Genomic DNA, 24,999 nt, shown 5'->3' on the forward strand with positions numbered 1-24,999 from the left:
ATCCCCGAAAAAAAAAAGGGCGGATCGCTCGATCCGCCCTTCTTCTTGAGACGCCTTATCACCGTGTGGAATCACTCGACGAATTTCCATTTCTGATTGTCGCCACCGAAGAGCGAGCAGCCGCGCTGTTCGATCGATGCGCCATCCGACGAGCTGGAAGACATGACGGTGAGGCACTTGTTGCTGTGCGCCGCGCGAAGCTGGAAGTACCCGCTGCCCGCATCCACCTTTTTCCAGCGCTGGTTGTCGTCGCCGTGGCAGCCGTACTGGATGACCTTGGCGCCGTCGGACGAGGAACCGCCCATGACGTCCATACACTGCTGGCTGTGTTTCGACACGATATGGTAGTATCCATCGCCGGCCGAGACCAGATTCCAGCGCTGGTTGTCGCCGCCGTGGCACGACCACTGGATCAGTTCCGCCAGCGGGTCCATCGAACCGCCGGGGATGTCGATACATTTCTGGCTCTTTTTGGCCACCATTTTCGCATAGACGGGGGGCTGAGCGACCCAGACCGACTTCCTGGTCGTGTTGTTCGGCGTGCCCGTGACGAACGTCTTGGCCATACCCAGCAGGGCGTCGCGCACCTGCTCCGGCGTGGCGGTCGGATTTTGCCCCAGATAGAGCGCCGCTGCACCCGTCACATGCGCCGCCGCCATCGAGGTGCCGCTCATATTGACCGGCGCATCGAGCGGCGTCCTGCCGAACGACATCACGTTGACGCCCGGCGCGAGGATGTCCACCATCGGACCCGAGTTGGAGAAGGTGGCAAACACGCCATTCACATCGTATGCGCCCACCGTGATGGCGTCCTGAACGTGCGCAGGCGTTACGTTCGAGGCAGTTACACCCTGATTGCCGGCGGCGACCACCACCGTAATCTTCTGTTCGATCGCCTTTTTCACCACGAGATCAAGCCCGGTGTACCCGTTATTACCGACATGCTCGCCGAGGCTCAGGTTGACCACCATCGGTTTGGAGGGGGCGTTGCGCTTGTAGCGGATGACATGCTCCATGGCCGCGATCACGACCGACACGTCGGTCTGCCCATTGTCGTTCAGCACACGCAGATTGTGGAGGCGCGCGCCGGGGGCGACACCGACGAGGCCGTCGTTGTCGTCAATGGCGCCGATGATGCCGGCGATGTGCGATCCATGGCCAATGCCGTCAGCCGGCTTGGGCAGAAATCCGCCGCGGAAGTCCAGATTCGACGCCAGGTTCATGTCGTCGATCCACGAAGTGCCCGTCAGACCGGATCCGATGCCGCTGTCCAGGATGAACACGTCCACATCGACCGATCCGGAACCGTCGCCCGATCGCGTCCAGCTGTCCCTTCCGCCGATCGCCGCCACGCTCCACGGAACGACCTGATTGAACGACCCGAAAGCGGTCGAACTCGTCGGCGTCTCGACACTGTAGTCCGGCTCGTACCATAAGATGTCCGGATCCTGCTCGAGCTGATCGAGGAAGGCGTAATAGTCTTCGAGCCCCTGGCGGTCGCTGACGGTGATGGCGAAGCCGTCGAATCCTTCGTTGTACTCGTACCGGTCGAGCACCTGATAGCGATCCAGCACCTGATAGCGATCCAGCACCTGGTAGCGATCGACTACATTCTGGGCGTTGATGGCCACCACGAGGCCGAGGCTGGCGCTTCCGCTTTTTCCAGCCCCTTCTCGATCACGAATGGCGTTCTCCAACAGATGGGAGTTCCTGAATTTGGGCCCATTGCTTTCAGGGACGGCTTCTGGCGTGGCTTGGTCGCCGGCAACGCCGGTCGTTTCCACCGTATCGCAGCCCTGCAGGAAGGAAGGGCTGAGAAACAGGGCGACCAGAATGACCAGGGCGATACGGGAGCGCGCCGGGGGTAGATTTTTCATAAGTGCTGGCGATTCAACGTGACAAGCAAATCTGACAAGCGCGCTCGGTGCGGGGGGCAAGCGAATGACGCTGTCAGCAGATTTTTCAGCGAGGAAACCAAGGAGCATGCCGGCAACGGATCCGGGGAGCGTCGAGAGGAAAAAAGTGCCTTATTCCCGGCAAAGGCGTACTTTTCCCGGAGAAATCGACGCTCACACGCTGCGTTCGGGCACCGACACCGGCCCGCGCACCGTTCGAAACGCCACCCGGCCGGGTAATTCCGTAATGACGATCCGCCCCCGATTCAAGCCCTGCTTCCTGCCCGTCCTCCTGATGCTCATCGGGCTCGCCGGCTGTTCGACCCCCGATGCCGATCCGGCCGCGGTCACCGTATACCACACGGGCGAGGGCCCGTACCCGGTCTATCGCATCCCGGTCGCCATCGCGACGCCGGAAGGGCATCTGCTCGCCTTTGCCGAGGGGCGCACGGCGGGCCTCGGCGATGCCGGCGACATCGATGTGGTCCTCCGGCGATCCGAGGACGGCGGAACGACGTGGGGGCCGATCCAGATCGTCTGCGACGACGGCCCGCATACGTGCGGCAATCCGGCCCCGGTGGTCGATCGACGCACGGGCATCATCCACCTGCTCATGACGCGCAACCTGGGCACCGACCGCGAGGCCGCGATCATCACGGGGACCAGCGAGGATGTGCGCCGCGTCTGGTATACCCGCTCGGCGGATGGGGGACGGTCGTGGGAGGCGCCGAGGGACATCAGCGATCAGGCGCGCCGGCCCGAGTGGCGCTGGTACGCTACCGGCCCCGTGGCGGGCATCCAGCTGGAACAGGCCCCCCACGCCGGCCGGCTGGTGATCCCCGCGAATCACTCGACGCCCGTCGCCGAGCGCGACCCCGCCGCCTACCGCAGCCACATCCTTTTCAGCGACGATGGTGGAGCCACCTGGCAGATCGGCGGGGTGGCCGCCCCGTTCACGAACGAGTCGACCGTGGCCCAGCTGTCGGATGGCCGGCTGATGCTCAACATGCGGTCGTATCACGGGCGCCACGCCCGGGCCGTAGCCACGAGCTCGGACGCCGGCGTAACCTGGTCGGACATCCGGCTCGACACCGTGCTGGTGGAACCGGTATGCCAGGCCAGCCTGCTGCGCCTAACCCGTCCGGACGGCGGCGTGCTCCTCTTCTCCAACCCCGCGAGCCGCAGCCGGGACAGCATGACGGTGCGCGCCAGCCTCGACGATGGCGCGACCTGGCGCACGTGCCGGCTCGTCGATGCCGGCATGGCGGCCTACTCCTCACTCGTGGCGGTGGATTCGGCCACCGTCGGCCTGCTCTACGAACGGGACGATTATGCAAGCATTGTCTTCGCGCGCTTGGAGTTAGGCAGTTTCATCGCCCCATGATCGCCCGTTCAACGGGCTATATCGGCCATTCACGAGGCGTATAGGCCCGCCCGCGCTGCCAGGCTGGAAATCGATTCCCGGAAAGCCTTATGTTGATTTTGTCTAAATAAGTGGGGCCTTTGCCACAAGACATGATGTATTGCGAAGGCCCGAATCCTCAAGCCACTCCACCAAACGGCTGACGCCCGGCCATCGGGTGCTGCAGTCGAACGTTATCCCCCTTGCGGTTGCCATCCAGACGCAGGGCGCAACCGGAAAAAGACACACAGCCGTCGGACGGCACGGCTCGTTTCCGCACACGGGGGCGCGAGCCGACTTCCCGAATGCATTAGCGACGGCTTAACGATCAGGAGGACATATGAACAGATTCTTGAGTACGCTGCTAGTCATCCTCGCCTTCCCGGCGGCGCTGTACGCGCAAACCGGAAGTCTGACAGGGATGATCTCCGAGAGCGAAACGGGCGACCCGCTGCCCGGCGCCAACGTGTTGATTCTTGAACTCAACACCGGTTCGGCCACGGCGCTCGACGGAACCTACACCATCCGCGACCTGCCCGCCGGCACCTACACGGTGCGCGTCACCTTCGTGGGCTACAAAGCCTCCGAGCGGTCGGTATCGATCGGATCCGGCGTCACCACCGAGGACTTCATGCTGGCGAACGACTTCACCGGCCTGGAAGAAGTCGTCGTCACCGGCATCGCCTCGGCCACATCGAAGGCGCGGGCCGAAGTCGCGGTGTCCGCGATTACCACCGAGGGCCTGCTGGAGCAGAACGCCTACCAGGATGTTTCCCAGCTGCTGAACGGCAAAATTTCGGGCGTGACGGTTCAGCCGGCGTCCGGCAACGTGGGCGGGGGCATCCGGTTCGTGATGCGTTCCAGCACCGGTCTCAACGGCGACGGCCAGCCGGTGATCTATGTGGACGGCGTCCGGATCGACAACGCGCAGGTCAACGGCTTCGGCGCGGGCGGCCAGGGTGTATCGATGCTCGCCAACCTCAACCCGGAAGACATCCAGTCGGTTGAGGTCCTCAAAGGCCCCGCCGGCGCCGCGCTGTACGGCACCAGCGGTTCCAACGGGGTGGTGCTCATCACGACCAAGCGCGGCCGCCTCGCCGGCGGCGAGCGCCCGTACAGCCTGACGTACAAGGCGGTGTACGGCGCGAACCAGCAGGCGGACGAATACACCAAGTTCAACGCCGGCTCGCCGGAGACGGCGAACGCGTTCTTCAACGACGGCGCCATCGTGCAGCACACGGTCGGTTTCTCCGGCGGCTCCGAACGGGTTCGCTACTTCGCCTCGTACGACCTGCGCGACGAAAAGGGCCACATCAACAACAACGCCCAGAATCGCCAGAGCTTCCGCGCCAACTTCGAGGCCTTCCCGGCCAAGAATGTTACGCTGCGCGCCAACACCGGCTATTCGATCAACGACATCAACCGCCCGCAGAACGACAACAACATCTTCGGCTACCTGGGCAACACCCTGCTGGCGCGCGCGCCGTTCAATTTCACGGACAGCACCGCGCTGGAAAACATCGTGAACCTGCAGCGCATCGCCCGCTTCACCGGCGGGGTCGAAGCCGAGTACCGCCCGATCGAAGCGCTCACGTTCCGCGCCTCCGTCGGCTTCGACGGCACGGACCTCCGCAACGACGCATCGTACCCGTCGAACCTGTCCTACTCGGGGCGGACGAACGGCGAACGGAACATCTTCAACCGCCGCAACGAGCAGTACACGTACGACTTCAACGGTCGGTACTCGTACCAGCTCGGCGAGGCGTTGACCGCCACGACGATCCTCGGGTCGCAGTCGTTCAACCGCATCCTGCGGAGCTTCCAGATCACGAAGCAGAACTTCTCGACCGAGCTGATCACGAACGTGGGCGCCGGCGCCGACTTCATCGGCGGCGATGAGGCGTTCACGCATGCGCGTGAGGCCGGCGTGTACCTCCAACAGGAACTGGCCTACCAGAACTGGCTGTTCGTGACCCTCGGGTTGCGCCGCGACTTCGCCACGGCCATCGGCGCCGATGCGCCGAGCATCTACTACCCGAAAGCCAGCTTCGCCGTCCGGGTCGACGAACTCACCACGCTGCCGCAGAGCATCGACTTCTTCAAGTTCCGCGCGGCGTATGGCGAAACCGGACAGCTTCCGGGGCTGCTCGACGCCTCGCTCCTCCGCTGGCAGGCGGAGCCGTCCGGCTACGGCGCCGGCGCGGTGACCAACTTCATCGGCAACATTGAAATCGAGCCGGAGCGCATCCGCGAGCTGGAGTCGGGCATCGAGCTCGGCCTCTTCAACGACCGCCTCGGCCTCGACGTCACCGGCTACATCCAGCGCGCCGAGAACTCGATCATCGGGTTCCAGAACCCGCCCTCAAGCGGCCAGACCGCCTCGAGCGTGCCGTTTAACGTCGGCGCCTCGGACGGCTGGGGCATCGAAACGAGCCTGCGGGTCGATGTCATCCGCACCCGGAATACCGGGGTCGACTTCGGCTTCCTGTGGAACTATCAGGAAAACGAGGTCAAGGACCTCGGCGGCGCGCAGCCGATCTTCGACGGCTTCGACCTCAACGTGACGAAGGAGGGCCTGGCGCAGTCCGCGTTCTATACGTGGTCCTCCCGCGCCATCTTCAACTCGGACGGCTCCTACGCCGGCGCCGAGCTGGTCCAGACCGACGCGGACGGCGACGGCGAAGTCGACCGCGCCCTGTTCGGCCTGCCTTATCCGAAACACAACGGATCGTTCTCCCTGAACGTCCGCTTCCTGAAGAACTTCACGTTCAACGGCCTCATCGACTGGAGCCTCGGCTACAGCCTGTATAACAACACGGCCGTGTTCCAGACGCTCTTCGGCGCCAACTACAACCGCAACGTCGCCCGGGTCCAGATCGGCCAGATCACGCCGGAATCGGTGGGCCTCGAGGATGCCGGCATCGTCATCCCGGACGTGGGCACCGACGCGTACCGCGCCGCGGCGGAAATCGTGGCGAGCACGCAGACCGCGGTCAACGGCGTCTCCACGGACGGCAACTACATCGAAGAGGCCGACTTCCTGAAGCTTCGCGAGGTGAGCCTGCGCTACGACTTTACGGACATCCTCCGGAAAGCCAACGCCACGAAGTACATCCGCAGCCTGAGCTTCAGCCTTGCCGCGCGCAATCTCTGGACGACCACGAAATACAGCGGCGCCGACCCCGAAGTGAACTTCGCCGGCGCGCGTTCCGCCAGTCGGGGTCAGGACTTCCTGACGCTGCCGCAGCCGCGGGTCATCTACGGTTCGATCAATATCGGATTCTGATGCCCGCGTGGTGCCCGCACCCAGGAACTGTCACCCATTCAGGATACAACGATGAAAAAACTAGCTTTATATACGACCCTGTTCGTCCTCTTCGGAGCGATGGCCGGTTGCGACTCCTTCGTGGGAGACGTCGACCAGCCGATCGACAGCATCGACGACACCCAGCTGAACAGCGAGAGCCAGATCGAGTTCGTGATCAAGGGGGTGCAATCCCGGTTCTCCACGACCTACGACCGCATCTCCCTGCACGCCGGCGGCCTGTCGGACGAGCTGTTCTTCGATCAGCGCGTGCCGAACGCGACCTTCCCGACCTACGCGGAGATCGACGAGGGCGTGATCGAGTTCGCCAATAACTCCAACGATGGCGTATACAACGCCCTCGGCGAACTGCGCTTTTTCGCCGACAACCTGCTCGCCCGTGCGGCGGAGATCACGTTCGAGGACACCGACCTCCAGCAGGAAGCGACGTTTACCGGCAACCTCTACGGAGGCATCGCCCGGTATTTCTACGCGACCTACTTCGGGCTGGATATCGACGGCGGCGGCGGCGGCATCATCACCGAGGATCCCGCCAACCCGGGTCCGTTCATCCCTGCCCCCGAGATGTACACGCAGGCGCTCGCCAAGCTGAACGCTGCGCTGGGGCTGGCCGACGACTACAACGCGCGGGCCATCAACACCCTGATCGCCCGGATCCAGCTGATCCAGGGCAATACGGCCGAGGCCCGCACGGCCGCGCTGGCCGGCATGCAGGAGGGCGACGCGCCCTTCCAGTCGCTCCACAGCGTGGACAACTCGAACGAGTGGTACGTCCAGGCCGGCGTGGGCCGCACCCAGTGGGTGGTGGATTTCCGGTACGAAGGCTACATCGCCAACGACCCGAACGAGGCCAACCGCATCCAGCTGCAGGACATCACGGGCAGCGACGGCACGGTGTTCAAACGCCAGGGACGCTACATCGACCGCTCCACGCCGATCGCCTTCGCGACCTGGCAGGAAAACGAGCTGATGCTGGCTGAACTCGACCTGGCCTCCGACCCGGCCGGCGCCCTCGCCCGCGTCAACGCGGTACGCGCCAGCCACGGTATCGACCCGCTGGGCGCGCTCGACCAGAGCACGCTCATCGTCGAGCGCGAGAAGGAGCTCTTCACGATGGGCCTCCGGCTCGTCGACGAACGCCGGTTCGATATCTGGCATCTGGGCCCGGACACGTGGCAGTACTTCCCGATCACCCAGAACGAGCGGAATATCAATACGAACATCTAGCGCGGGAAGGATTCCCGCGCGTACAAGGCTTCGGGTTCGTGGGTAAGGGTTCAAGGTTCAAAGGTTCGAGATTCAAGGCGATCGACCGAGCGTTTATTTCGTGAAATCTATCCTTGACCTATAAACCTTGAACCTTGAACCTCAAGCCTTGAACCTCGAATCCCTCCCGGTTCGGCTGTAGTTACGAAGGGCTGTCTCGGACCGAGGCAGCCCTTCGTTCGTTTCAAGAGCCTCCACGCACCACGAACGGAGACGGCGATGGCGCAGTGTACGCATCTACCCGGGCGGCCGGCACGCCGGGCGGCCGTATGGCTGGTCGCAGGGCTGGCACTGGCCGGACTCGCCGCGCCGGCCATCACCGCCCGCGCCCAGGACGTCGATACCCTCCGCAGCCAGTTGCTGGCGCTCGACGCGGAAGGCGCGTTCGACCCCGGCGTCGCGCTTGCCTTCGTCGACCGGGTGTTCGAGAGCCAGGCGGCCGATGCGTATCCGCTGGCCACCCAGGCCTACGCCGGCCTGCTCCGGTACCCCGGCCCGATGCCCGACTCCCTGCAGGCTCCCCTCGCGCCTTACTGCGAGGCCCTGCACCTCCTGCTGCCGGAATGGGTCCCCGCCGCGACGTGCCTCCCGCTGTCGACAGCCATCGCGGAGTCGGTCGCCGCCTGGTGGCGCCGGCGCGATCCCCAGCCGGCGTCGCTCCACAACGAATTCCTGGAGGAACACCTCCGCCGCATCGCCCACGCCCGCGTCGCCTACCGGGATGCCGAGGGCTACGACGATCGCGGCCAGGTATACATCCGGCTGGGAGCGCCCGACTACCAGACCCACGTCAACTTCGACGCGACCGAATTCCGGAATCACGTGATGGATCGGAGCCTCACCATCAACGCGTCCGATTTCCCCGCGAACGAATTCTGGTACTACGCCCGGATCGACCCCTCCGCCCAGTTCATTTTCCACGATACCGGGGGGCGGTTCCGGCTGGGCGACGTGCAGAGCCTCATCCCGACGTCCGTCCGCAGCGGGCTGGGCAACAGCGCCCGGGGCCGGCAAAAAGCGAAGGCGATGATGTGGACGCTCGAACAGATCTACCAGCAGCTGTCGCTCTACAACGAAGCCTACGCGACGCGTTACACCGACGTGGCGGCGTTCGCCGGCATGATCGAGGAAGCGGAAAACGCCGCCGCGGTCGAGCGCGCCTTCGGCAGCGAGCGCGAGGACATCGATTCCGAGGGCAGCGACCCGGTTCGGCGGGCCATCAACGACAGCCGCGCCAACCCCGCCGACGTGAGCCTGCCCGGCGGCTCGTTCAACCTGAATCGCCCGGATCTCTACATCCAGCACGCGCTCTCCGAGGCCCGCGCCAGCGACGAGATGATCGCCGCACACCGGGAGGACCGGGTGCCGGCCTACCGTTCGCAGTCGCTCGACGAACTCGCGCCCCTCCCCGTCCGCGCCCGCTCCGCGCGCTTCCTCGACGCCGACGGGAGCACGCGTACGGAAATCTACTGGGGGATCCCCGCCGGAGGGTTGGAGCTGGAACCCGCGACGCAACGCCGGCTCGAGGACGAAGGATTCATGTCGCCCGACCTGCTGGTGGTGGCGTCGCTCATCCAGCAGACGGACGACTACCGATCGCGCGCCATCCAGTACAGCCGGCTCGCGGTGCCGCATGCCGGCGCCGAAACGGGCGCCCTGCCGGCGCGCATGCTGACGGCTCCGGGCGACACCGGGCGCTATCACCTGGCGGTCCAGTGGGACCTGCTCGCCGCGTATGTGGGCCGGGGCGAGACGCCGCTCGAAACCGGGCCGCGCGTCAAGACCAACGTGCTCCGAATCGACTCCCTCACCGCGCTCAGCGCCGACCCGCGCCGGCTCGAGATGAGCGACATCAAACCCCTGCTCGCCCTCGATCCGGCCGGCGAACCCGCGCTCTTCCCCGGCGCGCAACTGGCGCCCGAGGCGCCCCTCGTGCTCTATTTCGAAGTGTATCACCTCGCTTACGACGGAGACGACCGAACCCGGTACACCGTCGCCTACGAGGTCGTCCAGCAGCCGGGCGGACTGTTTCGCCGGCGCGGCGAGCGCACGGCGTTCAGCGCCTCGTTCGCCGGCGAGGAGCGCACGGCCCGCGAACAGCTGGCGCTCGACCTCAGCGACTGGCGCGGCCGCGGCACGGTGGACATCGTCGTGCGGGTCACGGACGATGTGACCGGACAATCCGTGAGCCGGAGCCTGTCGTATGAGCTGACCGGGGACTGAACGCGCGCAGGCGCTCCGTCCAACGCCAAAATTTCAAGGACCTCGAACCGTGAACTTCGAACCTTGAACTCAATCCCATGGCCGGCGTTTGCAGGAGGTGATCTTATCAGCCGTCAGTCCCGCTGCTCAGGATGAACCCGCTCAAACGCCTCAATCATTTCTTCTGGAAATACCGAAAACAGTTCATCCCGGGGCTCCTGTTTGCGGCCGTGTCCGCGGCCTTTTCGGTGGTGGTGCCGGTCGTCGTGCGGGAGGCCGTCGACAGCATTCCGCGTTTCGTCGAGCTCTACCATGTGTATGACGGCTCCCCGTTCCAAACCTACCTCTTCTATTCGTTCTCCGTCAGCCTCCTCGTGTTCGGGCTGATCATCATCGGCCTGAGCCTGTCCAGCGGGCTGTTCACGTTTTTGATGCGGCAGACCATCGTCGTGATGTCGCGCCATGTCGAATACGACATGCGAAACGAGCTCTACGACCACATGCAGCGGCTGCCGCGGCGCTTTTATGTGGATCACGCGACGGGCGACCTGATGACGCACGCGACGAGCGACATCGAGCAGGTGCGGCGGTACATCGGGCCGGCGATGATGTACATCGCCCGCGCGGTGGTCCTGATGGTCGCCGCGCTGACGGCGATGATCCTGATCTCGCCGAAGCTCACCTTTTTCGCGCTGCTCCCGATGCCCTTCCTCGCGGTGTCGGTCTTCTTCGTCGCCCGGCTGGTCCATACCCGGAGCGACGCGCTCCAGCAGCAGTATTCCCGGCTGACGAGCCGCGTGCAGGAGGCGCTCGCCGGCATCCGGGTCATCAAGGCCTACACCCGCGAAGAGGCGGAAGCGCGCGCGTTCGACGCCGAAAGCAATGCCTATCGGGACCGCAACCTCGACCTCGCCCGCGTCGACGCCGCCTGGCGCCCGGTATTTTTGCTGCTCATCGGCATGTCCACCATCATCGTGGTATGGGTGGGCGGCCGGCTCGTGATTGACGGCGCCATCACCATCGGCAACATCGCCGAGTTCATCATCTACGTCACGCTCATGACGTGGCCCGTGGCCTCGGTGGGCTTCGTCCTGACGATGATCCAGCGCGCATCGGCGTCGATGAAGCGCCTCGCGACCATCCTCGACACCGAGCCGGCGATCGCCGACGGCGAGGCGACCGATGCCGGCCTGACGTCCCTCGAAGGCCGCATCGCCTTCGAGAACGTGACGTTTCGCTACAACGCCGAGGGCCCCGATGTCCTGACCGATCTCTCGTTCGATATCCCGGCCGGCTCCACGCTCGCGATCGTCGGGCGCACCGGCTCCGGGAAAAGCACGCTGGTGGAGATGGTGCCGCGGCTGCTGGACCCGAGCGAGGGCGTCGTCCGGATCGACGGGCGGGACGTGCGCGACTTCCCGCTGGAAACGCTGCGGTCGCACATCGGCTATGTGCCCCAGGAAGTATTTCTATTCAGCGACACCATCGCCAACAACATCGCGTTCGGGACCCTCGAAGCCGACCAGGAACAGATCGAAAACGCCGCGCGCGAGGCGGAATTGCTGGACAACATCGCGTCGTTCCCCGAGGGGTTCGAGACGTTCGTCGGGGAGCGTGGCATCACCCTCTCGGGCGGCCAGAAGCAGCGCAGCTCCATCGCGCGGGCGCTCATCCGCGAACCGCAGATTCTGATTCTGGACGATGCGCTGTCCGCCGTCGACACCAACACCGAGAGCCTCATCCTCGGACACCTTCGCAAACACTACGGCCGGCGCACCATCTTCATCGTGAGCCACCGCATCTCCGCCGTGCAGGATGCCGACCTGATCCTCGTCCTGGATACCGGCCGCATCGTCGAACGCGGCACACACAGCGAGCTCCTCGAACACAACGGCCTCTACGCCGACCTGCACCGGAAGCAACTGCTGGAGCAGGAGATTGCATCGTTGAATTAGTTTCAGGTTGACAGGTTACAGGTTTGCAGGTTCGTGGGGATCAGCAGCCGGCAATACCTGTAACCTGCTAACCTGAAACCTGCAACCAACCCCATGTTCTCCATTGTCCCGCTCGGCGTCGCTTCGGCGTTGCCGACCCTCGACCGGCATTTTTCTGCGACCGCGCTCGTTCGGGAGGGGCATGTCTTTCTGTTCGATTGCGGGGAGGGGACGCAGCTGCAGCTTGCCCGCGCCGGCATCAAGCGGCCGCGCATCGAGGCGATCTTCATCACGCACCTGCACGGAGACCATGTCTTCGGGCTGCCCGGATTGCTCTCGACGCTCGCGCTGCTGGACCACGACCGGCCGCTGCGCATCGTCGGGCCCGCCGGCCTGCGGGAGGCGCTTGCGGCCTTCATGCAGCCTTCCGGCGAACGGGGCATCCCGTATCCGATCGAGTATGTCGTCCTGGACCCCGGCTTCGAGCACGCGGTCGTGCTCGATACGCCCGAGTACCGGGTGGAGGCCCGCCCGCTCGCGCACAGCATCTTCGCCGCCGGCTATCGGTTCGAGGAAAAGCCGCGCCCGGGGCCGCTCGACCCCGAGAAGGCGCAGTCGCTGGGCGTGACGGATGTAAAGGACTTCAAACGCCTCAAAGCCGGCGAGGCGGTAGCTGTCGCCGGGGGGGTGGTGACGCCACAGGACGTGCTCGGCGCGCCGCTTCCAGGCGCTTCGTTCGCGTACGTGACGGATACGAAACCCTGTGAAAGCGGCGTCCGGCTGGCGGATCACGCCGATCTGCTGTATCATGAGGCGACTTTTCGCGAGGCCGACGCGCGCCGCGCCGGCGAGACCGGCCACGCCACGGCGCGCGAAGCCGCGGAGGTGGCGCGGAAGGCGAACGCCGGCCGGCTCTTGCTCGGGCATTTCAGCGCGCGGTACGATGCGGCGGGCATCCAGGCGCTGCTCAACGAAGCCCGCGACATCTTTCAGAACACCGGCGCGGCTGAGGAATTAAAGCGCTACCCCGTCGAGCCGATCGGCGCGACGGCAGGCGAAAGGTCCGCTTCCCGGCGCACCGCACCCTAACGCACAGACTTTTGGCCCAGAAGGACGCACATAGCGACGAAGACAAAAAACCGCCGGGCATCGACGGCAAGCTGTTCAGGCGCATCATCACCTTCCTGAAGCCCTACAAAGGGTGGGTCGCCCTGGCGTTCGTGCTTGTGATGGTGGCGGCCTTCCTGGGCCCCCTGCGCCCCAAGCTCGTCCAGATCGCGATCGACCAGCACGTCGTCGCCGGCGATGTCGACGGGCTCCAGCGGATGATCCTGATCCTCGTCGCCGTGCTCGTTGGCGAGGGCGTGTTGTCGTTCGTGAACAGCTACCTGACCCAGTGGATCGGCCAGCAGGCCATCTACGACGTCCGCACCCGGGTCTATCGCCACATCCAGCGGCAGTCGCTCCGGTTCTTCGACCGGACGCCCATCGGCCGGCTCATCACGCGTACGACCAGCGATGTCGAGTCGCTCAGCGACGTCCTCTCGGCCGGCATCGTGACCATCCTGGGGGATCTGTTCCACATCCTCTTCATCGCCGCATTCATGTTCTCGCTGAACTGGGTGCTGGCGCTCGTGACGCTCGCCGTCCTCCCCCTGATGTTTCTCGTGATGTCCTGGTTCCGCGAGAAGGTGCGGGATCAGTACCGGGAGACCCGCAAGCAGGTGTCGCGGCTCTACTCGTTCCTGCAGGAGCACATCACGGGGATGAGCATCGTGCAGCTCTTCAACCGGGAAGACGAGGAGATGCGGCGGTTCGAGGTGATCAACGACGAGCACCGGACGGCGCAGATCAAGACCATCTTCTACTTCGCACTCTTCTGGCCGGCGGTGGACATCATCGCCTCGATCGCGCTCGGCATGATCATCTGGTTCGGCGGGATGCGCGCCATGGGCGACACGCTCACGCTGGGCGTGCTCATCGCATTCATCCAGTACGCCCGGCAGTTCTTCGAGCCGATCCGCAACCTGTCCGACCAGTACAACACGCTCCAGAGCGCGATGGCCGGCGCGGAGCGCATCTTCGGCCTGCTGGATGAGGACGAATCCATCCGCGAGATCCCCCAGCCCGTCGGCGTCGATCGGTTCAAGGGCCACATCGAGTTTCGCAACGTGTGGTTCTCGTACGACCGCGAGATCGAGGACGGCAAGGAGCCGAACTGGATCCTGAAGGATGTCTCGTTTGTCGTCGAGCCGGGGCAGACGGTGGCGATCGTGGGCGCCACGGGAGCCGGCAAGACGACGATAATCAGCCTCCTGCTGCGTTTTTATGACATCCAGAAGGGGCAGATCCTGGTGGATGGGGTCGACATCACGCAGATGCGGCTCGCGGAGCTGCGCCGGCACATCGGGCTCGTGCTCCAGGATGTGTTTCTTTTCTCGGGCTCGATCGAGCGCAACATCACGCTCGAAAACCCGGAGATCGACCACGACGCCGTCCGCGCCGCCGCCGCTTCGATCGGCGCCGATGCGTTTATCGAACGCCTCGCCGACGGCTACGAGCACGACGTCCGCGAACGCGGCGCATCGCTCAGCCATGGCCAGCGGCAGCTGCTTTCGTTCGTCCGCGCCCTCGTGTACGATCCGGCGATCCTGGTGCTGGACGAGGCGACATCGAGCATCGACACCGAGTCCGAACACCTCATCCAGTCGGCCCTCGAAACGCTGCTCAAAGGCCGTTCCTCGCTGGTCATCGCCCATCGGCTCTCCACGATCCAGGACGCCGATTGCATCCTCGTCATGCATCACGGCCAGCTCCGCGAAAAAGGCAACCACCAGGAGCTACTCGCGCTCAACGGGCTCTACCGCAAGCTCTACGAGCTGCAGTACAAGGAGCAAGAGCGCGCGGCGGCGTAAACCCCGCACCAACCCGACCTCTCCCGTACCGCAACAAGCCACGTCGGTCAGGTTAGGTCCCCCTCACGTCCGTAACCCGACGCCCCCATAACCCGCCCGCAACCCAAGCAACCCCGTAGGTAGGGTTAGGTCCCCCCCAGGGACCGTAACCCGACGCACCCCCCATCACACCAGTCACCAACCACGTAGGTCGGGTCAGGCCCCCCCCAGGGACCGTAACCCGACGCACCCCACCCGTCACACCGGTCACCAACCCGTAAGTCGGGTCAGGTCCCCCCCAGGGACCGTAACCCGACGCACCCCACCCGTAGGGTCAGGTCCCCCTCACGACCATAACCCGGCGCCCCCCAGAACCCGCCCGGAATCCAATGCCGGTGTAACCCGACGCGCCCCCATTTCCTGTTTATGGGATCCGGCACCCGCTACACTGCTCGGCGTCTCCCGGAGGTAAAATTCCTCCAATCAAGACCCGGACGCCATGGAATACCGACGCGCCTACGTCCCAGGCGGCACCTACTTCTTCACCGTCGTCACGCAGCACCGACGCCCGATCCTCGTCGGTACCCATCCCCATGCCCTATTGCGCGCGTTCGCGCACGTCCAGGCGAAACACCCGTTTCGGGAGAACGCCTTCGTGATCCTGCCCGACCACATCCATACGCTATGGACCTTGCCCCCCGGCGATGCGGATTTCTCAACGCGCTGGCGCCTCATCAAAACGTATTTCACCCGACATGCCGTACAACGCGAGCGACCGCCGATCTCGCCCTCGAGACGCGCCAAGCGCATACAAGGCTTCTGGCAGCATCGCTTCTGGGAGCATGTGATCCGGGACGAAACCGATTTCGAGCGGCACCTGGATTACATCCATTACAACCCCGTGAAGCATGGCCTTGTCAGCCGAGCCGGCGACTGGCCTCATTCGAGTTTCCACGCATACGTGCAGCGCGGCCTCTACGACGCGGATTGGGGATCGGCCCCACCATGAAATTCGGGTGCCACGGGTTACGGTCACCGGTCGGGTTACGGTCACCGGTCGGATACGGTCCATCGTCGGGTTACGGTCACCGGTCGGATTACGGGCCATCGTCGGGTTACGGGCACGTCGGGTTAAGGCCATCGTCGGGTTACGGGCCATCGTCGGGTCGGGCCATCGTCGGGTTACGAGTCGGGACATCAGGCCGGGTTACGGTCCCTGAGGGGACCTAACCCGACCTACGGTGGGATCGCAAACGGGGGAACGGGGTGGATCGCGACCGGGGGCACGGGGTGGATCGCACCGGGGGCAGGGTGGGATCGCGACCGTGGGGCCACGGGATGGGATCGCAACCGGCACGGGGTGGGATCGCGAACGGGGGGGCACGGGGTGGGATCGCAACCGGGGGCCACGGGATGGGACGCGACCGGGGGGCTAGATTTCGCCCCGGTTGTGCGCCTTTACGGCGTAATCGACGGCGCGGGCGGTGAGCGCCATGTACGTCAACGACGGGTTCTGGCAGGCGGATGAGGTCATGCACGCGCCATCCGTCACGAACAGGTTCGGGACGTCGTGCGCCTGATTGTGGGCATTGAGGACCGACGTCTTCGGGTCGCGGCCCATGCGCGCGGTGCCCATCTCGTGGATGGCGTCGCCGGGGGCGGAGGTGGCGATGTCGTCGTAGGCGGAGATCTCCTCCACGCCGGCCGCCTCCAGCATTTCCACGGCCGATTCCTGCATGTCCTTCCGCATCGCGTATTCGTTCGCGCCGATCGCGCTGCTCATGTGCAGGAGCGGGATCCCCCACTGATCGGTTTTCTCCGGATCGAGATACACGTGGTTATCAAACTCGGGCAGCATCTCGCCGAATCCGTTCACGCTCATGTACCAGGGCCCCGGTTCGCGGAGGCTGTTCTTGAGCGACTCGCCGATGCCGCGCTGCCGGCCGCCGCGGCTCCACGACGAGCGGCTCGCGCCCCCCGAATAGTGGAAGCCCCGGATGTAATCGTCCCGCATCGTGCCCGGCCCTACGTTTCGGAAACGCGGGATGTACGTGGCGGACGGGCGGTTGCCGATGTAATAGCGATCCTCGAAGCCCGGCATCATGCCCCGCGCGCCGACGCGGAAGTGATGGTCCATCAGATAATGCCCGAGCACGCCGCTCGAGTTGGCCAGGCCGTTGGGGAAACGCGCGGATGTCGAGTTCAGCAGGACCTGCGTGCTGCCCAGCGCCGAGGCGCAGAGGAAGATCAGCTTGCCGTAATACTCGATGGGCTCCTTCGTCACCCGGTCGATGATGCGCACGCCGACGGCGCGGTCCTTCGCCTCGTCATAAATCACGCTGTGGACGACCGAATCGGGCCGCAGGGTCATCTTGCCCGTCGCGGCGGCCGCCGGCAGGGTGACGCCCTGGCTGCTGAAATACGACCCGGTCGAGCAGCCGCGCATGCAGGGGCCGCAGTAGTGGCACGCCGGCCGGCCGTTGAGCGCCTCGGTGAGGATCGCCATCGGGAAAATCGTCATCGTACGCCCCGGGAACGATGCCTCGATGCGCTTGCGGACGTGTTTCTCGACGGCGTTCATCTCCATCGGCTTCTGGAAGATGCCGTCGGGAATGGCCGGACTGTTCATCGGCTCGCCGTTGACGCCGATAAAGCGCTCGACATGGTCGTACCACGGCTGGATGTCCTTGTAGCGAATCGGCCAGTCGATCCCGTGGCCGTCCCGCACCGGCGCCTCGAAATCCAGCTCGCTCCAGCGCGGCACGCCCCGCCCCCAGATCAGCGAACGGCCCCCGACCTGGTCGCCACGGACCCAGATAAACGGCTTGTCCTCCACATAGGGCTGCTCGGAGTCCTTGACGAAGAAATGCTTGGTCGACTCGCTGATCACGTGCGCCCGGTTCTGGACGGGATACACGTTTTCGAGCTCCTCCGGCAGCATCCGGCCCCGGTTTGGCAGCTCCCACACCTCCTTGTGCTCGGTGATGTAGTCCTTCCCGTGCTCCACATTCCGCCCGCGGTCGAGCACGAGCGTGTTGAGCCCTTTTTCGGTCAGTTCCTTCGCCGCCCAGCCGCCGGCCACGCCGGATCCCACCACGATCGCGTCGTACTCCTGCCGTACCTGAATCGATGCCATGTTTACCTCATTGCCCGCGCGACGCGAGCCGTTTTGCATGTTTATGTTGGCCCCTGGCAGCGCCTCACGCCCAGGCGCGCTCCACTTCCGACACCGAGATGTCGCCGCGATAGCTCCCCATCGGGTTCACGCGCAGCTCCTGCGTCGCGCCCAGCTCGGAGGTATAGAACCCGGAGAGCGTCAATTCCTTGACGCGGGCGAAGACGGGCCGACCCTCGGCGGCGCGCCGGCGCTCGTACGCCTCGCGATCCGCCTCGCTCATCGCATCGAGATCGGGGAAAGCCTCGGCGTCCATCGCATCGAGCAGGGCGAACTGCTCCTCGGGCGTGCTGTCCAGAAACGTGTTGCCCGTGGCGCGCTGCGCGGCGGCGTCGAAGCCGGCGAGGCCCTCGAGAAAGCCGGCGCGATCCGCGTCCGAATAAAAATCGGTCAGCAGCATATCGATAAACTCCGTGACGCGCGCCGCGCGGGCGCCCGGGGTATCGGTCTGGGGGATGATGTGCTCGGTGACCACGTCGAGCAAGGCTTTATGGGAGGCCGACAGGGACCGGAGGGCGCCGTCGGCCGATGCCTGGCAACCGCTCAGCACGCCGGCCAGCGTCGGCGCAGACAGGGTGCAGCCCAGCAGGGCCGTGATGCGCAGTACTGCTTCTCGTCGATCGATCATGGGATGTCCGCTTTGATACCGTAACGTCTAAAAGATACAGCGCGCGATGTAAAGGCGTGCAGTTTTCTCATCCGGATTGCACATAACACCCCTCACGCCCAGGGCAGCACGACCGCGGCGCCGTTAAATCGCCCATGCCGAAGGTCGTCCAGCGCCTGCGCCGTCTCCGCGAGGGCATAGGTCGTGACCTCGGTGCGCACGGGCACGTCCGGCGCGATGCGCAAAAACGCCTCGCCATCCTCCCGCGTCAGGTTCGCGACGGATTGGATGGACCGTTCGCGCCAGAGGATGTCATACGGGAAGGCCGGAATCTCGCTCATATGGATGCCGGCGCACACCACGCGTCCGCCCGGCCGGCACCGCCGAAGGGCCAGCGGCACCAGCTCGCCAGCCGGCGCGAACAGGATGGCCGCATCCAGCGCCGCCGGCGGCGTCTCGTCAGTGCCGCCCGCCCAGGCCGCGCCGAGGGCGCGCGCGAAGGCTTGCGCGTCCGCGTCGCCGGGGCGCGTGAACGCGAACACCGTGCGCCCCTGGTGGACCGCCACCTGGCAGAGGATATGCGCCGCCGCGCCAAACCCGAAAAAACCGATCACCCGGGCGTCGCCGGCAAACCGGTACGCGCGATACCCGATGAGGCCCGCACACAGCAGCGGGGCGGCCTGCACGTCGGGAAAACCCTCCGGGATCGGGAAGCAGAACTGTTCGTTCGCCGTCGTGTACTGCGCGAAACCGCCGGGGCGCGTGTAGCCGGTGAAGACCGCCGACTCGCACAGGTTTTCCCGCCCGTTCAGGCAAAAGTCGCACACCCCGCACGTCTCGCCCAGCCACGGCACGCCGACGCGGTCGCCGACGGAAAACCGCGTAACGCCCGCCCCCCGGCGTTCGACCACGCCGACGATCTGATGCCCGGGTATCAGCGGCAGCGCCGGATCCGTCAGCTCGCCGTCCACGATATGCAGATCGGTCCGGCACACCCCGCACGCGTGCACCTTCAGCAACAGCTCGTGCGGCGCGGGGTCCGGCACCGGTAGATCGACGAGCGCGAGCGGCGCGCCGGCGCGCTCCAGCACGATGGCTCTCATGGCGTCTTCTCCACAGCCAGCCGCAGCGCCAGGAGGGCCAGCAACACCGTCAGCGGCGTAAAAATGAGGGTCTCGGTGGACGATTGCGCCAGCAGATTCCCCGCGGTATTCAATACCAGATAGGCGAAGATCACCCACACCCCGCCCGTGACCTGTTTCCGATGCCGCTCGGACCCGACGTACCCCAGCCGCACCGCGATCACGAGCATGAACAGCAGGCTCAGGACCAGCGCCGCAATTTCCGGCCCCACCCTACTCGCCGGCCCTTCCTCGACATGTCCTCCCCAGACGATGTCCGCCGGGACCAGGCCGGCCAGCACCAGGACGTGAAACACCGCCAGCCCGCCGAATGCCACAAGCAGGATGTTGCCGGCCAGCGCCGGACTGATGAGAGCTTTCATACGAGAGTCGCTGCATGAGAGGATCCAACAGGATAGGCCGCGCCGGCATTATCGTCAAATGGCCCGGCCTGCCGCCCGGACGCCGAAAAATTTCCCAACATCCCCCGGAACTATACATCGTATATCTACGATAAACGATCAGACACAAACCAACCCGACCATGGCCTACTCGAAAAGCGACCAGTTCTTACCGGATGAAATTCAGCTCGCGGAATGGGCGAAAGCCCTGGCGCACCCGGCGCGGCTTGCCGTGCTGAAGGTGCTCGCCGAACGGAAAGCCTGCATCTGCGGCGAGATCGTCGACGTCCTCCCGCTCGCGCAGGCGACCGTTTCCCAGCACCTCAAGGCGCTGAAGGAAGCCGGCTTCGTGCAGGGCACCATCGAGGGGCCAAGGTCCTGTTACTGTCTCAACCCGGAGGCCCTCCTGCGGGCCCGCGAGGCTTTCGGTGCTTTTTTCGAACATCTAGACCAGGCATCATCATGCTGTTAGACGAAACCACTTCGCCGGACGACGTCCGCGCGTATGTACGAACCAAATATGCCGAAATCGCGGCGCGTACCGAAGCCAGGGGCTGCGGATGCGGGTGCAGCACGACCGACACGGTCTCGCTCATCGGCGACGCCTACGACAACGTGGAGGGGTACGCGGCGGACGCGGACCTCAAGCTGGGCTGCGGCGTCCCGACGCATCTTGCCGATATCCGGCCGGGCGACACGGTGCTCGACCTCGGGTCGGGCGCCGGCCTCGACGCCTTCATCGCACGATCCATCGTGGGTGAAGACGGCGCCGTGATCGGGGTGGATATGACCCCCGAGATGGTCGAGCGCGCCCGCGAAAACGCGCGCAAGCTGGGCTACGCCAATGTCCGCTTTCTTCTTGGCGAGATCGAGGCGCTGCCCGTCCGCGACGCCTCGGCCGACGTCGTGATCAGCAACTGCGTGCTCAACCTGGTGCCCAACAAGGCGGATGCGTTCGCCGAGATGCACCGGGCGATCAAGCCGGGCGGGCATTTCTGTGTCTCCGATATCGTCGTCCAGGGAACGCTGCCGGCTTCGATTCGTCAATCCGCTGAAGCCTACGCCGGCTGCGTCGCCGGAGCGCAGGAGAAGGAGATCTATCTGGACCTCCTCCGCGCCCAGGGCTTTTCGGACATCACGGTGGCCGAGGAACGGCCGATCGACGTGCCCGACGACATGCTCGCCGGCGCGCCCGCCGCGGACGTCGCCTCGTTCCGTGCCGGCGGCGGCATCCTCAGCATCACCGTCACAGGAAAACGCACTCGTACGGACTAAGCGTGTATCGACAGCCCCGATCAGGGACTCCTTCCGCAGCGGCCCTCAAACCCCGGCGCATCCGGCGATGGATGCGCCGGGGTACCGTGTTTCCGCTGGGCATCGTCTTCCTGGCGCTGACCCTCCTCGCCGGCCCGGGCCGGTTCGATACGCGGGACGCGGCGCCCGCCACGCCGTTTGCCGACGGCGAAACGTGGGCCGGCCACATGGTTTTCCCGGCATCGTCCCATCTGTTTCTGATCAACCCTCCGGCTTCCGTCCGGGAGTCGCCCGCGCTCACCCTGTCCGCCGACCGGGAGATGCGTCCGCTCGCCCTGGAGCGGGCGCGCATCGCCGGCGGCGAGATCTCCTTCACCCTCACCTGGCTCGAAACCGACTACCGCTTCGTGGGCCGGATCGAGGGGTCCCGGATGTCGGGCGTGATCCAGGCCACGGTGCCCAACCGCATGCTGGGCGTCTCGCTCGGCAACCGGATCGTGGTGCGCGGGCGCTGGGATGCCGTCCGCATCGACGCCGCCCCGGAGGCCGGCTTGATCGACCGGATCCGGAGCCGCGCCGCGTCCGCACCTGACGTGCGGTTCATCGAATGGCAGGACCGCATCGAGCCCGGCAAGGGGCGTGTCGGCTTCCAGCACACCTACCTCGGCGACGGCCGCTACGTCGTGCAGGACGCCGCCACGGGAGCCCCGGAGGAAGGATTCGACGGGCGCCGATACTGGCGCATGCGGCCCGACGGGTTGAGCGAATACGTGGCGCCGCCGGAGTCGGAACGCCTCCAGCTGATGGCCTGGCTGCGCAGCGGATCGTGGATGCCGGCGAACGCAGGCATAGACCTCCGTTTCGAGGGGCTGGACGCGTCGGATGGCAGCGCCATCCTGTTCATGCAGCCCCGCGGCGGCACCGTCGGCGCGCGGATCTGGGTGGATCCGGCGAACGAAACCGTCCTCCGCGCCGAAGTCGAAGACGAGCAGGGGCTGATCGAGTTGTCGTTCGGTGCGCCGCACGCGGCCGGAGGCTTTTACCTCCCCGAGAGCTGGACGCTATCCCAGAACGACCGGCAGACGTCGTCCCGCCTGAGCGAACCGCTGCGGGCCGAGGCGCCGGCCGCGTTGTTCGACAACCCCGGTGTCCGGCCCCGCGCGGCGTTCGACGAGCGCCGGCCGGCGGAGGTGGAGGTCGAAACCGGCCGCGGCCAGAAAGGCCACCACTTCGTCCACCCCGAGATCGACGGCTACACGGCCGGCTGGTTTCTGGTCGACAGCGGCGCGAGCGACCTCGTCATCGACAACCTCATCGCCGACCGGATCGGGATGCCGGTCATCCGGGAGCTTTCGCCGGGCGTCACCCTGCGGCAGGGCGGCGCGCTGCGCATCGGCCGGCTGACGCTGATCGATCCGGTCTTCATCGCGCGGGACCTTTCGGGGCTCACCGGGCCCGAGGGGCGCGAACGCGCCGGCATCCTCGGGTTTCCGTTCTTCGCCAGCGCCGTGGTGTCGGTCGACTATCCCAACGACCGCATCGCCATCCACGACCCGGCGACCTACCGCCTCGCCGGCGGCATCTGGGAGCCCATGCAGGTCGAGGCGCGCCCGTCCATCGACGCCCGGGTGGATGAGTCGGTTGCGGGACGCTTCGTCGTGGATACCGGCAAATCGGCGCGGATCAGCTTTCGCAGCGGCTTCGCGGCCCGGCACAACCTGCTCGCCAACCGCTCGATCGAGCTGACGCCCACCGAGACGTTTTACGGCGACACCTTTGAATACCGCTCCCGGCTCGACGCCGTCCAGTTCGCCGGCTACCGGTTTCGGAACGCGCTTTTCCACGCCAAGATACCCGGCACCTACAACAGCGACGGCAGCTACGACGGCATCATCGGGCGCGGCTTCCTAGAAAATTTCAGGGTCGTGTTCGACTACCCGCACGAACGCATCGCCTTCGTCCGCTGAGCGCTTTCAGCCTCGACGACGCCGCAGCCATTTCGCCAGCGACAGGCCGAACGCCATCGGCACGATCTTGAGCCGACGGTACGCCATCACCGCCGCCGCCGTATTCCAGAGGATGATCGAGAGCGATGTGGCGGTCGCCGCGCCGGCGGCCCCGAAGCGGGGGATGAGGATCAGGTTGAGTGTGACGTTGATCGCGGCGGCCGTCCCCATGATGTACATGCTGTCGCGCTGGTGACCGGTCATATTGAGCAGGAGGAGGCCGGGGCCGCTGAGCAGGTTGAGGATCACGCCGACCGTCAGGATGCGCAGCGGCAGCGTGCCGGCGGCCGCGTAAGCCTCGCCGAAGATGGGCAGGATGAGGCCGGCGCCGAAAAAGAGCACCGCGCCGCTTACGAGACCGAGGACGAACACGAGGTTGGCGCCCACGACGACGACGCGCTGCAGCTCCCGGTCGTCCTTTTTGGCGAACAGGTCCGCCACCATCGGATGCAGGATCGAGTTGGCGGCGACGTTGGCGATGGTGAGCAGGCCGGCCACCTTGCTCGCGATCTGGTAGATGCCCCCCTGGGTTGTATCAACGAGCATCCCCAGCAGCAGGATGTCCGCCTGCATCAGGATCTGGTTGAAGCCGGTGGCGACCATCATGTCGCGCGAGGTCGATACCCACTCCTTCTTGTCGTACGCCGGCTCGACCTCCGCGAGTTGGGGCGGGAGCGCGCGTTTTACGAACGTGTAGCTGATCCCCAGCACGAGCAGCGTGGCGCCCACCGTCGTGGCCATCCCCACGGGCGCGGTGACGGTGACGCCGGCCGCGCGGGAAAGCGCCAGCAATCCCAGCGCGATCAGGATGGGCCGGATGACCTGCTGCGGGATCTGTGACAGCACCACCTTCTTGAACCCGTCGAGGATGCCCTCCTGGAGATGCAGATGCGCCATGAGCACGAGCGCCACGGTCGCCACATAGGCGGTGCCGATCAGCGTCGGCTGCTGCCGCTCGAGCAGCGCATCCCGAAACAGGTACACCCCGGCGGCCCCCACGACCGCGATCGTCGTCGACGAAAGAATCACGCGGAGCCGGCTGTACCGCAGGAAGCCTTTCAACAGGTCCCAGCGTTCAACACTCCGGTACGACGCAATGTAGCGCACGGCCGACCGGTTGAATCCCGACCGGGAAAGCAGCACGAGCACGTTCACCCAGACCAGCACGAACGCATACACCCCGTATTCGACATCTCCGAGCACGTTCGTCATCACGGCGGCGCTGACGAACGTGAGTCCGGCGGCGAGGCCTCGGATCAGGAATCCGCCGCCGGCGCCCCGCGCGAACAAAGCCAGGTTACCTTTTCCCTTCAGACGTCGTGAAAAAGAGGCGATATACGCCCCAAAGGAGGTGAACATGCGTGTACGTTTCTTCTGGGCACGGACGTGCGCACTGAACTGACGGGCTATCATCCTGACGTGCGGGACCGGGATAAAAGTCCCCCCGGCCGATACCCTTCGCGTAATAAAGCGCCATGAATGTACGACGCAAGACCCCGTCATCCGTTATGCGCACG

At 65.5% G+C, this 24,999-nt stretch carries 17 protein-coding genes; 11 read left to right on the forward strand and 6 right to left on the reverse strand.

The window, feature by feature from the left end; genetic code table 11:
- Nucleotides 1–71 precede the first annotated feature (71 nt).
- Nucleotides 72–1,877, reverse strand: a complete 1,806-nt coding sequence (locus R2834_10280) for a S8 family serine peptidase (GenBank protein MEZ4700705.1) — start codon at nt 1,875–1,877, stop codon at nt 72–74.
- Between the two features lie 265 nt (nt 1,878–2,142).
- Here R2834_10280 and R2834_10285 point away from each other — a divergent pair, with 265 nt between their 5' ends.
- The 8 genes from R2834_10285 (at nt 2,143) to R2834_10320 (ending at nt 15,927) form a co-directional block, all read left to right on the forward strand.
- Nucleotides 2,143–3,279 carry a sialidase family protein gene (locus R2834_10285; protein ID MEZ4700706.1) on the forward strand — a complete coding sequence of 379 codons (1,137 nt, stop codon included), beginning with the start codon at nt 2,143–2,145 and terminating at the stop codon, nt 3,277–3,279.
- A 370-nt stretch (nt 3,280–3,649) separates the two neighbouring features.
- Nucleotides 3,650–6,583 carry a TonB-dependent receptor gene (locus R2834_10290; protein MEZ4700707.1) on the forward strand — a complete coding sequence of 978 codons (2,934 nt, stop codon included), beginning with the start codon at nt 3,650–3,652 and terminating at the stop codon, nt 6,581–6,583.
- A gap of 51 nt (nt 6,584–6,634) precedes the next feature.
- Nucleotides 6,635–7,849, forward strand: a complete 1,215-nt coding sequence (locus tag R2834_10295; protein ID MEZ4700708.1) for a hypothetical protein — start codon at nt 6,635–6,637, stop codon at nt 7,847–7,849.
- 258 nt (nt 7,850–8,107) lie between these two features.
- Nucleotides 8,108–10,111 carry a GWxTD domain-containing protein gene (locus tag R2834_10300; protein ID MEZ4700709.1) on the forward strand — a complete coding sequence of 668 codons (2,004 nt, stop codon included), beginning with the start codon at nt 8,108–8,110 and terminating at the stop codon, nt 10,109–10,111.
- 131 nt (nt 10,112–10,242) lie between these two features.
- Nucleotides 10,243–12,045, forward strand: coding sequence for an ABC transporter ATP-binding protein (locus tag R2834_10305; GenBank protein ID MEZ4700710.1), 1,803 nt, complete (start codon nt 10,243–10,245; stop codon nt 12,043–12,045).
- A gap of 93 nt (nt 12,046–12,138) precedes the next feature.
- Complete coding sequence (locus R2834_10310) at nt 12,139–13,113, forward strand: ribonuclease Z (protein MEZ4700711.1); 975 nt, start codon at nt 12,139–12,141, stop codon at nt 13,111–13,113.
- An 11-nt stretch (nt 13,114–13,124) separates the two neighbouring features.
- Nucleotides 13,125–14,939: an ABC transporter ATP-binding protein gene (locus R2834_10315; GenBank protein ID MEZ4700712.1), complete on the forward strand. Its 1,815-nt coding sequence runs from the start codon at nt 13,125–13,127 to the stop codon at nt 14,937–14,939.
- 478 nt (nt 14,940–15,417) lie between these two features.
- Nucleotides 15,418–15,927 carry a transposase gene (locus R2834_10320; GenBank protein ID MEZ4700713.1) on the forward strand — a complete coding sequence of 170 codons (510 nt, stop codon included), beginning with the start codon at nt 15,418–15,420 and terminating at the stop codon, nt 15,925–15,927.
- Between the two features lie 423 nt (nt 15,928–16,350).
- Here R2834_10320 and R2834_10325 read toward each other — a convergent pair whose 3' ends face one another.
- The 4 genes from R2834_10325 to R2834_10340 form a co-directional block, all read right to left on the reverse strand.
- Nucleotides 16,351–18,054: a GMC family oxidoreductase gene (locus R2834_10325; GenBank protein ID MEZ4700714.1), complete on the reverse strand. Its 1,704-nt coding sequence runs from the start codon at nt 18,052–18,054 to the stop codon at nt 16,351–16,353.
- A 64-nt stretch (nt 18,055–18,118) separates the two neighbouring features.
- Entirely contained in the window at nt 18,119–18,721 is a 603-nt protein-coding gene (locus R2834_10330; protein ID MEZ4700715.1) for a gluconate 2-dehydrogenase subunit 3 family protein, read from the reverse strand.
- A gap of 92 nt (nt 18,722–18,813) precedes the next feature.
- A complete protein-coding gene (locus R2834_10335) occupies nt 18,814–19,803 on the reverse strand; it encodes a zinc-dependent alcohol dehydrogenase family protein (protein MEZ4700716.1) in 990 nt (329 codons plus the stop codon).
- Nucleotides 19,800–20,204, reverse strand: a complete 405-nt coding sequence (locus R2834_10340; GenBank protein MEZ4700717.1) for a hypothetical protein — start codon at nt 20,202–20,204, stop codon at nt 19,800–19,802. The genes R2834_10335 and R2834_10340 overlap by 4 nt, the downstream gene beginning before the upstream one ends.
- Nucleotides 20,205–20,364: 160 nt before the next feature.
- On the opposite strand from R2834_10340, the gene R2834_10345 reads away from it, so the two are divergent.
- From R2834_10345 to R2834_10355, 3 genes are all read left to right on the forward strand, one after another.
- Complete coding sequence (locus tag R2834_10345) at nt 20,365–20,694, forward strand: metalloregulator ArsR/SmtB family transcription factor (GenBank protein ID MEZ4700718.1); 330 nt, start codon at nt 20,365–20,367, stop codon at nt 20,692–20,694.
- Entirely contained in the window at nt 20,685–21,497 is an 813-nt protein-coding gene (arsM, locus tag R2834_10350) for an arsenite methyltransferase (GenBank protein ID MEZ4700719.1), read from the forward strand. Before R2834_10345 ends, arsM begins: the two co-directional genes overlap by 10 nt.
- 71 nt (nt 21,498–21,568) lie before the next feature.
- Nucleotides 21,569–23,443 carry a pepsin/retropepsin-like aspartic protease family protein gene (locus tag R2834_10355; protein ID MEZ4700720.1) on the forward strand — a complete coding sequence of 625 codons (1,875 nt, stop codon included), beginning with the start codon at nt 21,569–21,571 and terminating at the stop codon, nt 23,441–23,443.
- Nucleotides 23,444–23,449: 6 nt separating this feature from the next.
- Here R2834_10355 and R2834_10360 read toward each other — a convergent pair whose 3' ends face one another.
- Nucleotides 23,450–24,841, reverse strand: coding sequence for an oligosaccharide flippase family protein (locus R2834_10360; protein MEZ4700721.1), 1,392 nt, complete (start codon nt 24,839–24,841; stop codon nt 23,450–23,452).
- Between the last annotated feature and the right edge of the window lie 158 nt (nt 24,842–24,999).

The organism is Rhodothermales bacterium (assembly GCA_041391505.1).
In the GTDB taxonomy this organism is placed as follows: domain Bacteria; phylum Bacteroidota; class Rhodothermia; order Rhodothermales; family JAHQVL01; genus JAWKNW01.

Excerpts from the sequence above, each read along its gene's own strand:
- R2834_10325 (MEZ4700714.1), bottom strand. The coding sequence starts at position 18,054 with ATGGCATCGATTCAGGTACGGCAGGAGTACGACGCGATCGTGGTGGGA.
- arsM (MEZ4700719.1), top strand. The coding sequence starts at position 20,685 with ATGCTGTTAGACGAAACCACTTCGCCGGACGACGTCCGCGCGTATGTA.
- R2834_10310 (MEZ4700711.1), top strand. The coding sequence starts at position 12,139 with ATGTTCTCCATTGTCCCGCTCGGCGTCGCTTCGGCGTTGCCGACCCTC.
- R2834_10335 (MEZ4700716.1), bottom strand. The coding sequence starts at position 19,803 with ATGAGAGCCATCGTGCTGGAGCGCGCCGGCGCGCCGCTCGCGCTCGTC.
- R2834_10280 (MEZ4700705.1), bottom strand. The coding sequence starts at position 1,877 with ATGAAAAATCTACCCCCGGCGCGCTCCCGTATCGCCCTGGTCATTCTG.
- R2834_10330 (MEZ4700715.1), bottom strand. The coding sequence starts at position 18,721 with ATGATCGATCGACGAGAAGCAGTACTGCGCATCACGGCCCTGCTGGGC.
- R2834_10360 (MEZ4700721.1), bottom strand. The coding sequence starts at position 24,841 with ATGTTCACCTCCTTTGGGGCGTATATCGCCTCTTTTTCACGACGTCTG.
- R2834_10305 (MEZ4700710.1), top strand. The coding sequence starts at position 10,243 with ATGAACCCGCTCAAACGCCTCAATCATTTCTTCTGGAAATACCGAAAA.
- R2834_10295 (MEZ4700708.1), top strand. The coding sequence starts at position 6,635 with ATGAAAAAACTAGCTTTATATACGACCCTGTTCGTCCTCTTCGGAGCG.
- R2834_10320 (MEZ4700713.1), top strand. The coding sequence starts at position 15,418 with ATGGAATACCGACGCGCCTACGTCCCAGGCGGCACCTACTTCTTCACC.
- R2834_10300 (MEZ4700709.1), top strand. The coding sequence starts at position 8,108 with ATGGCGCAGTGTACGCATCTACCCGGGCGGCCGGCACGCCGGGCGGCC.
- R2834_10345 (MEZ4700718.1), top strand. The coding sequence starts at position 20,365 with ATGGCCTACTCGAAAAGCGACCAGTTCTTACCGGATGAAATTCAGCTC.
- R2834_10285 (MEZ4700706.1), top strand. The coding sequence starts at position 2,143 with ATGACGATCCGCCCCCGATTCAAGCCCTGCTTCCTGCCCGTCCTCCTG.
- R2834_10355 (MEZ4700720.1), top strand. The coding sequence starts at position 21,569 with ATGCGCCGGGGTACCGTGTTTCCGCTGGGCATCGTCTTCCTGGCGCTG.
- R2834_10340 (MEZ4700717.1), bottom strand. The coding sequence starts at position 20,204 with ATGAAAGCTCTCATCAGTCCGGCGCTGGCCGGCAACATCCTGCTTGTG.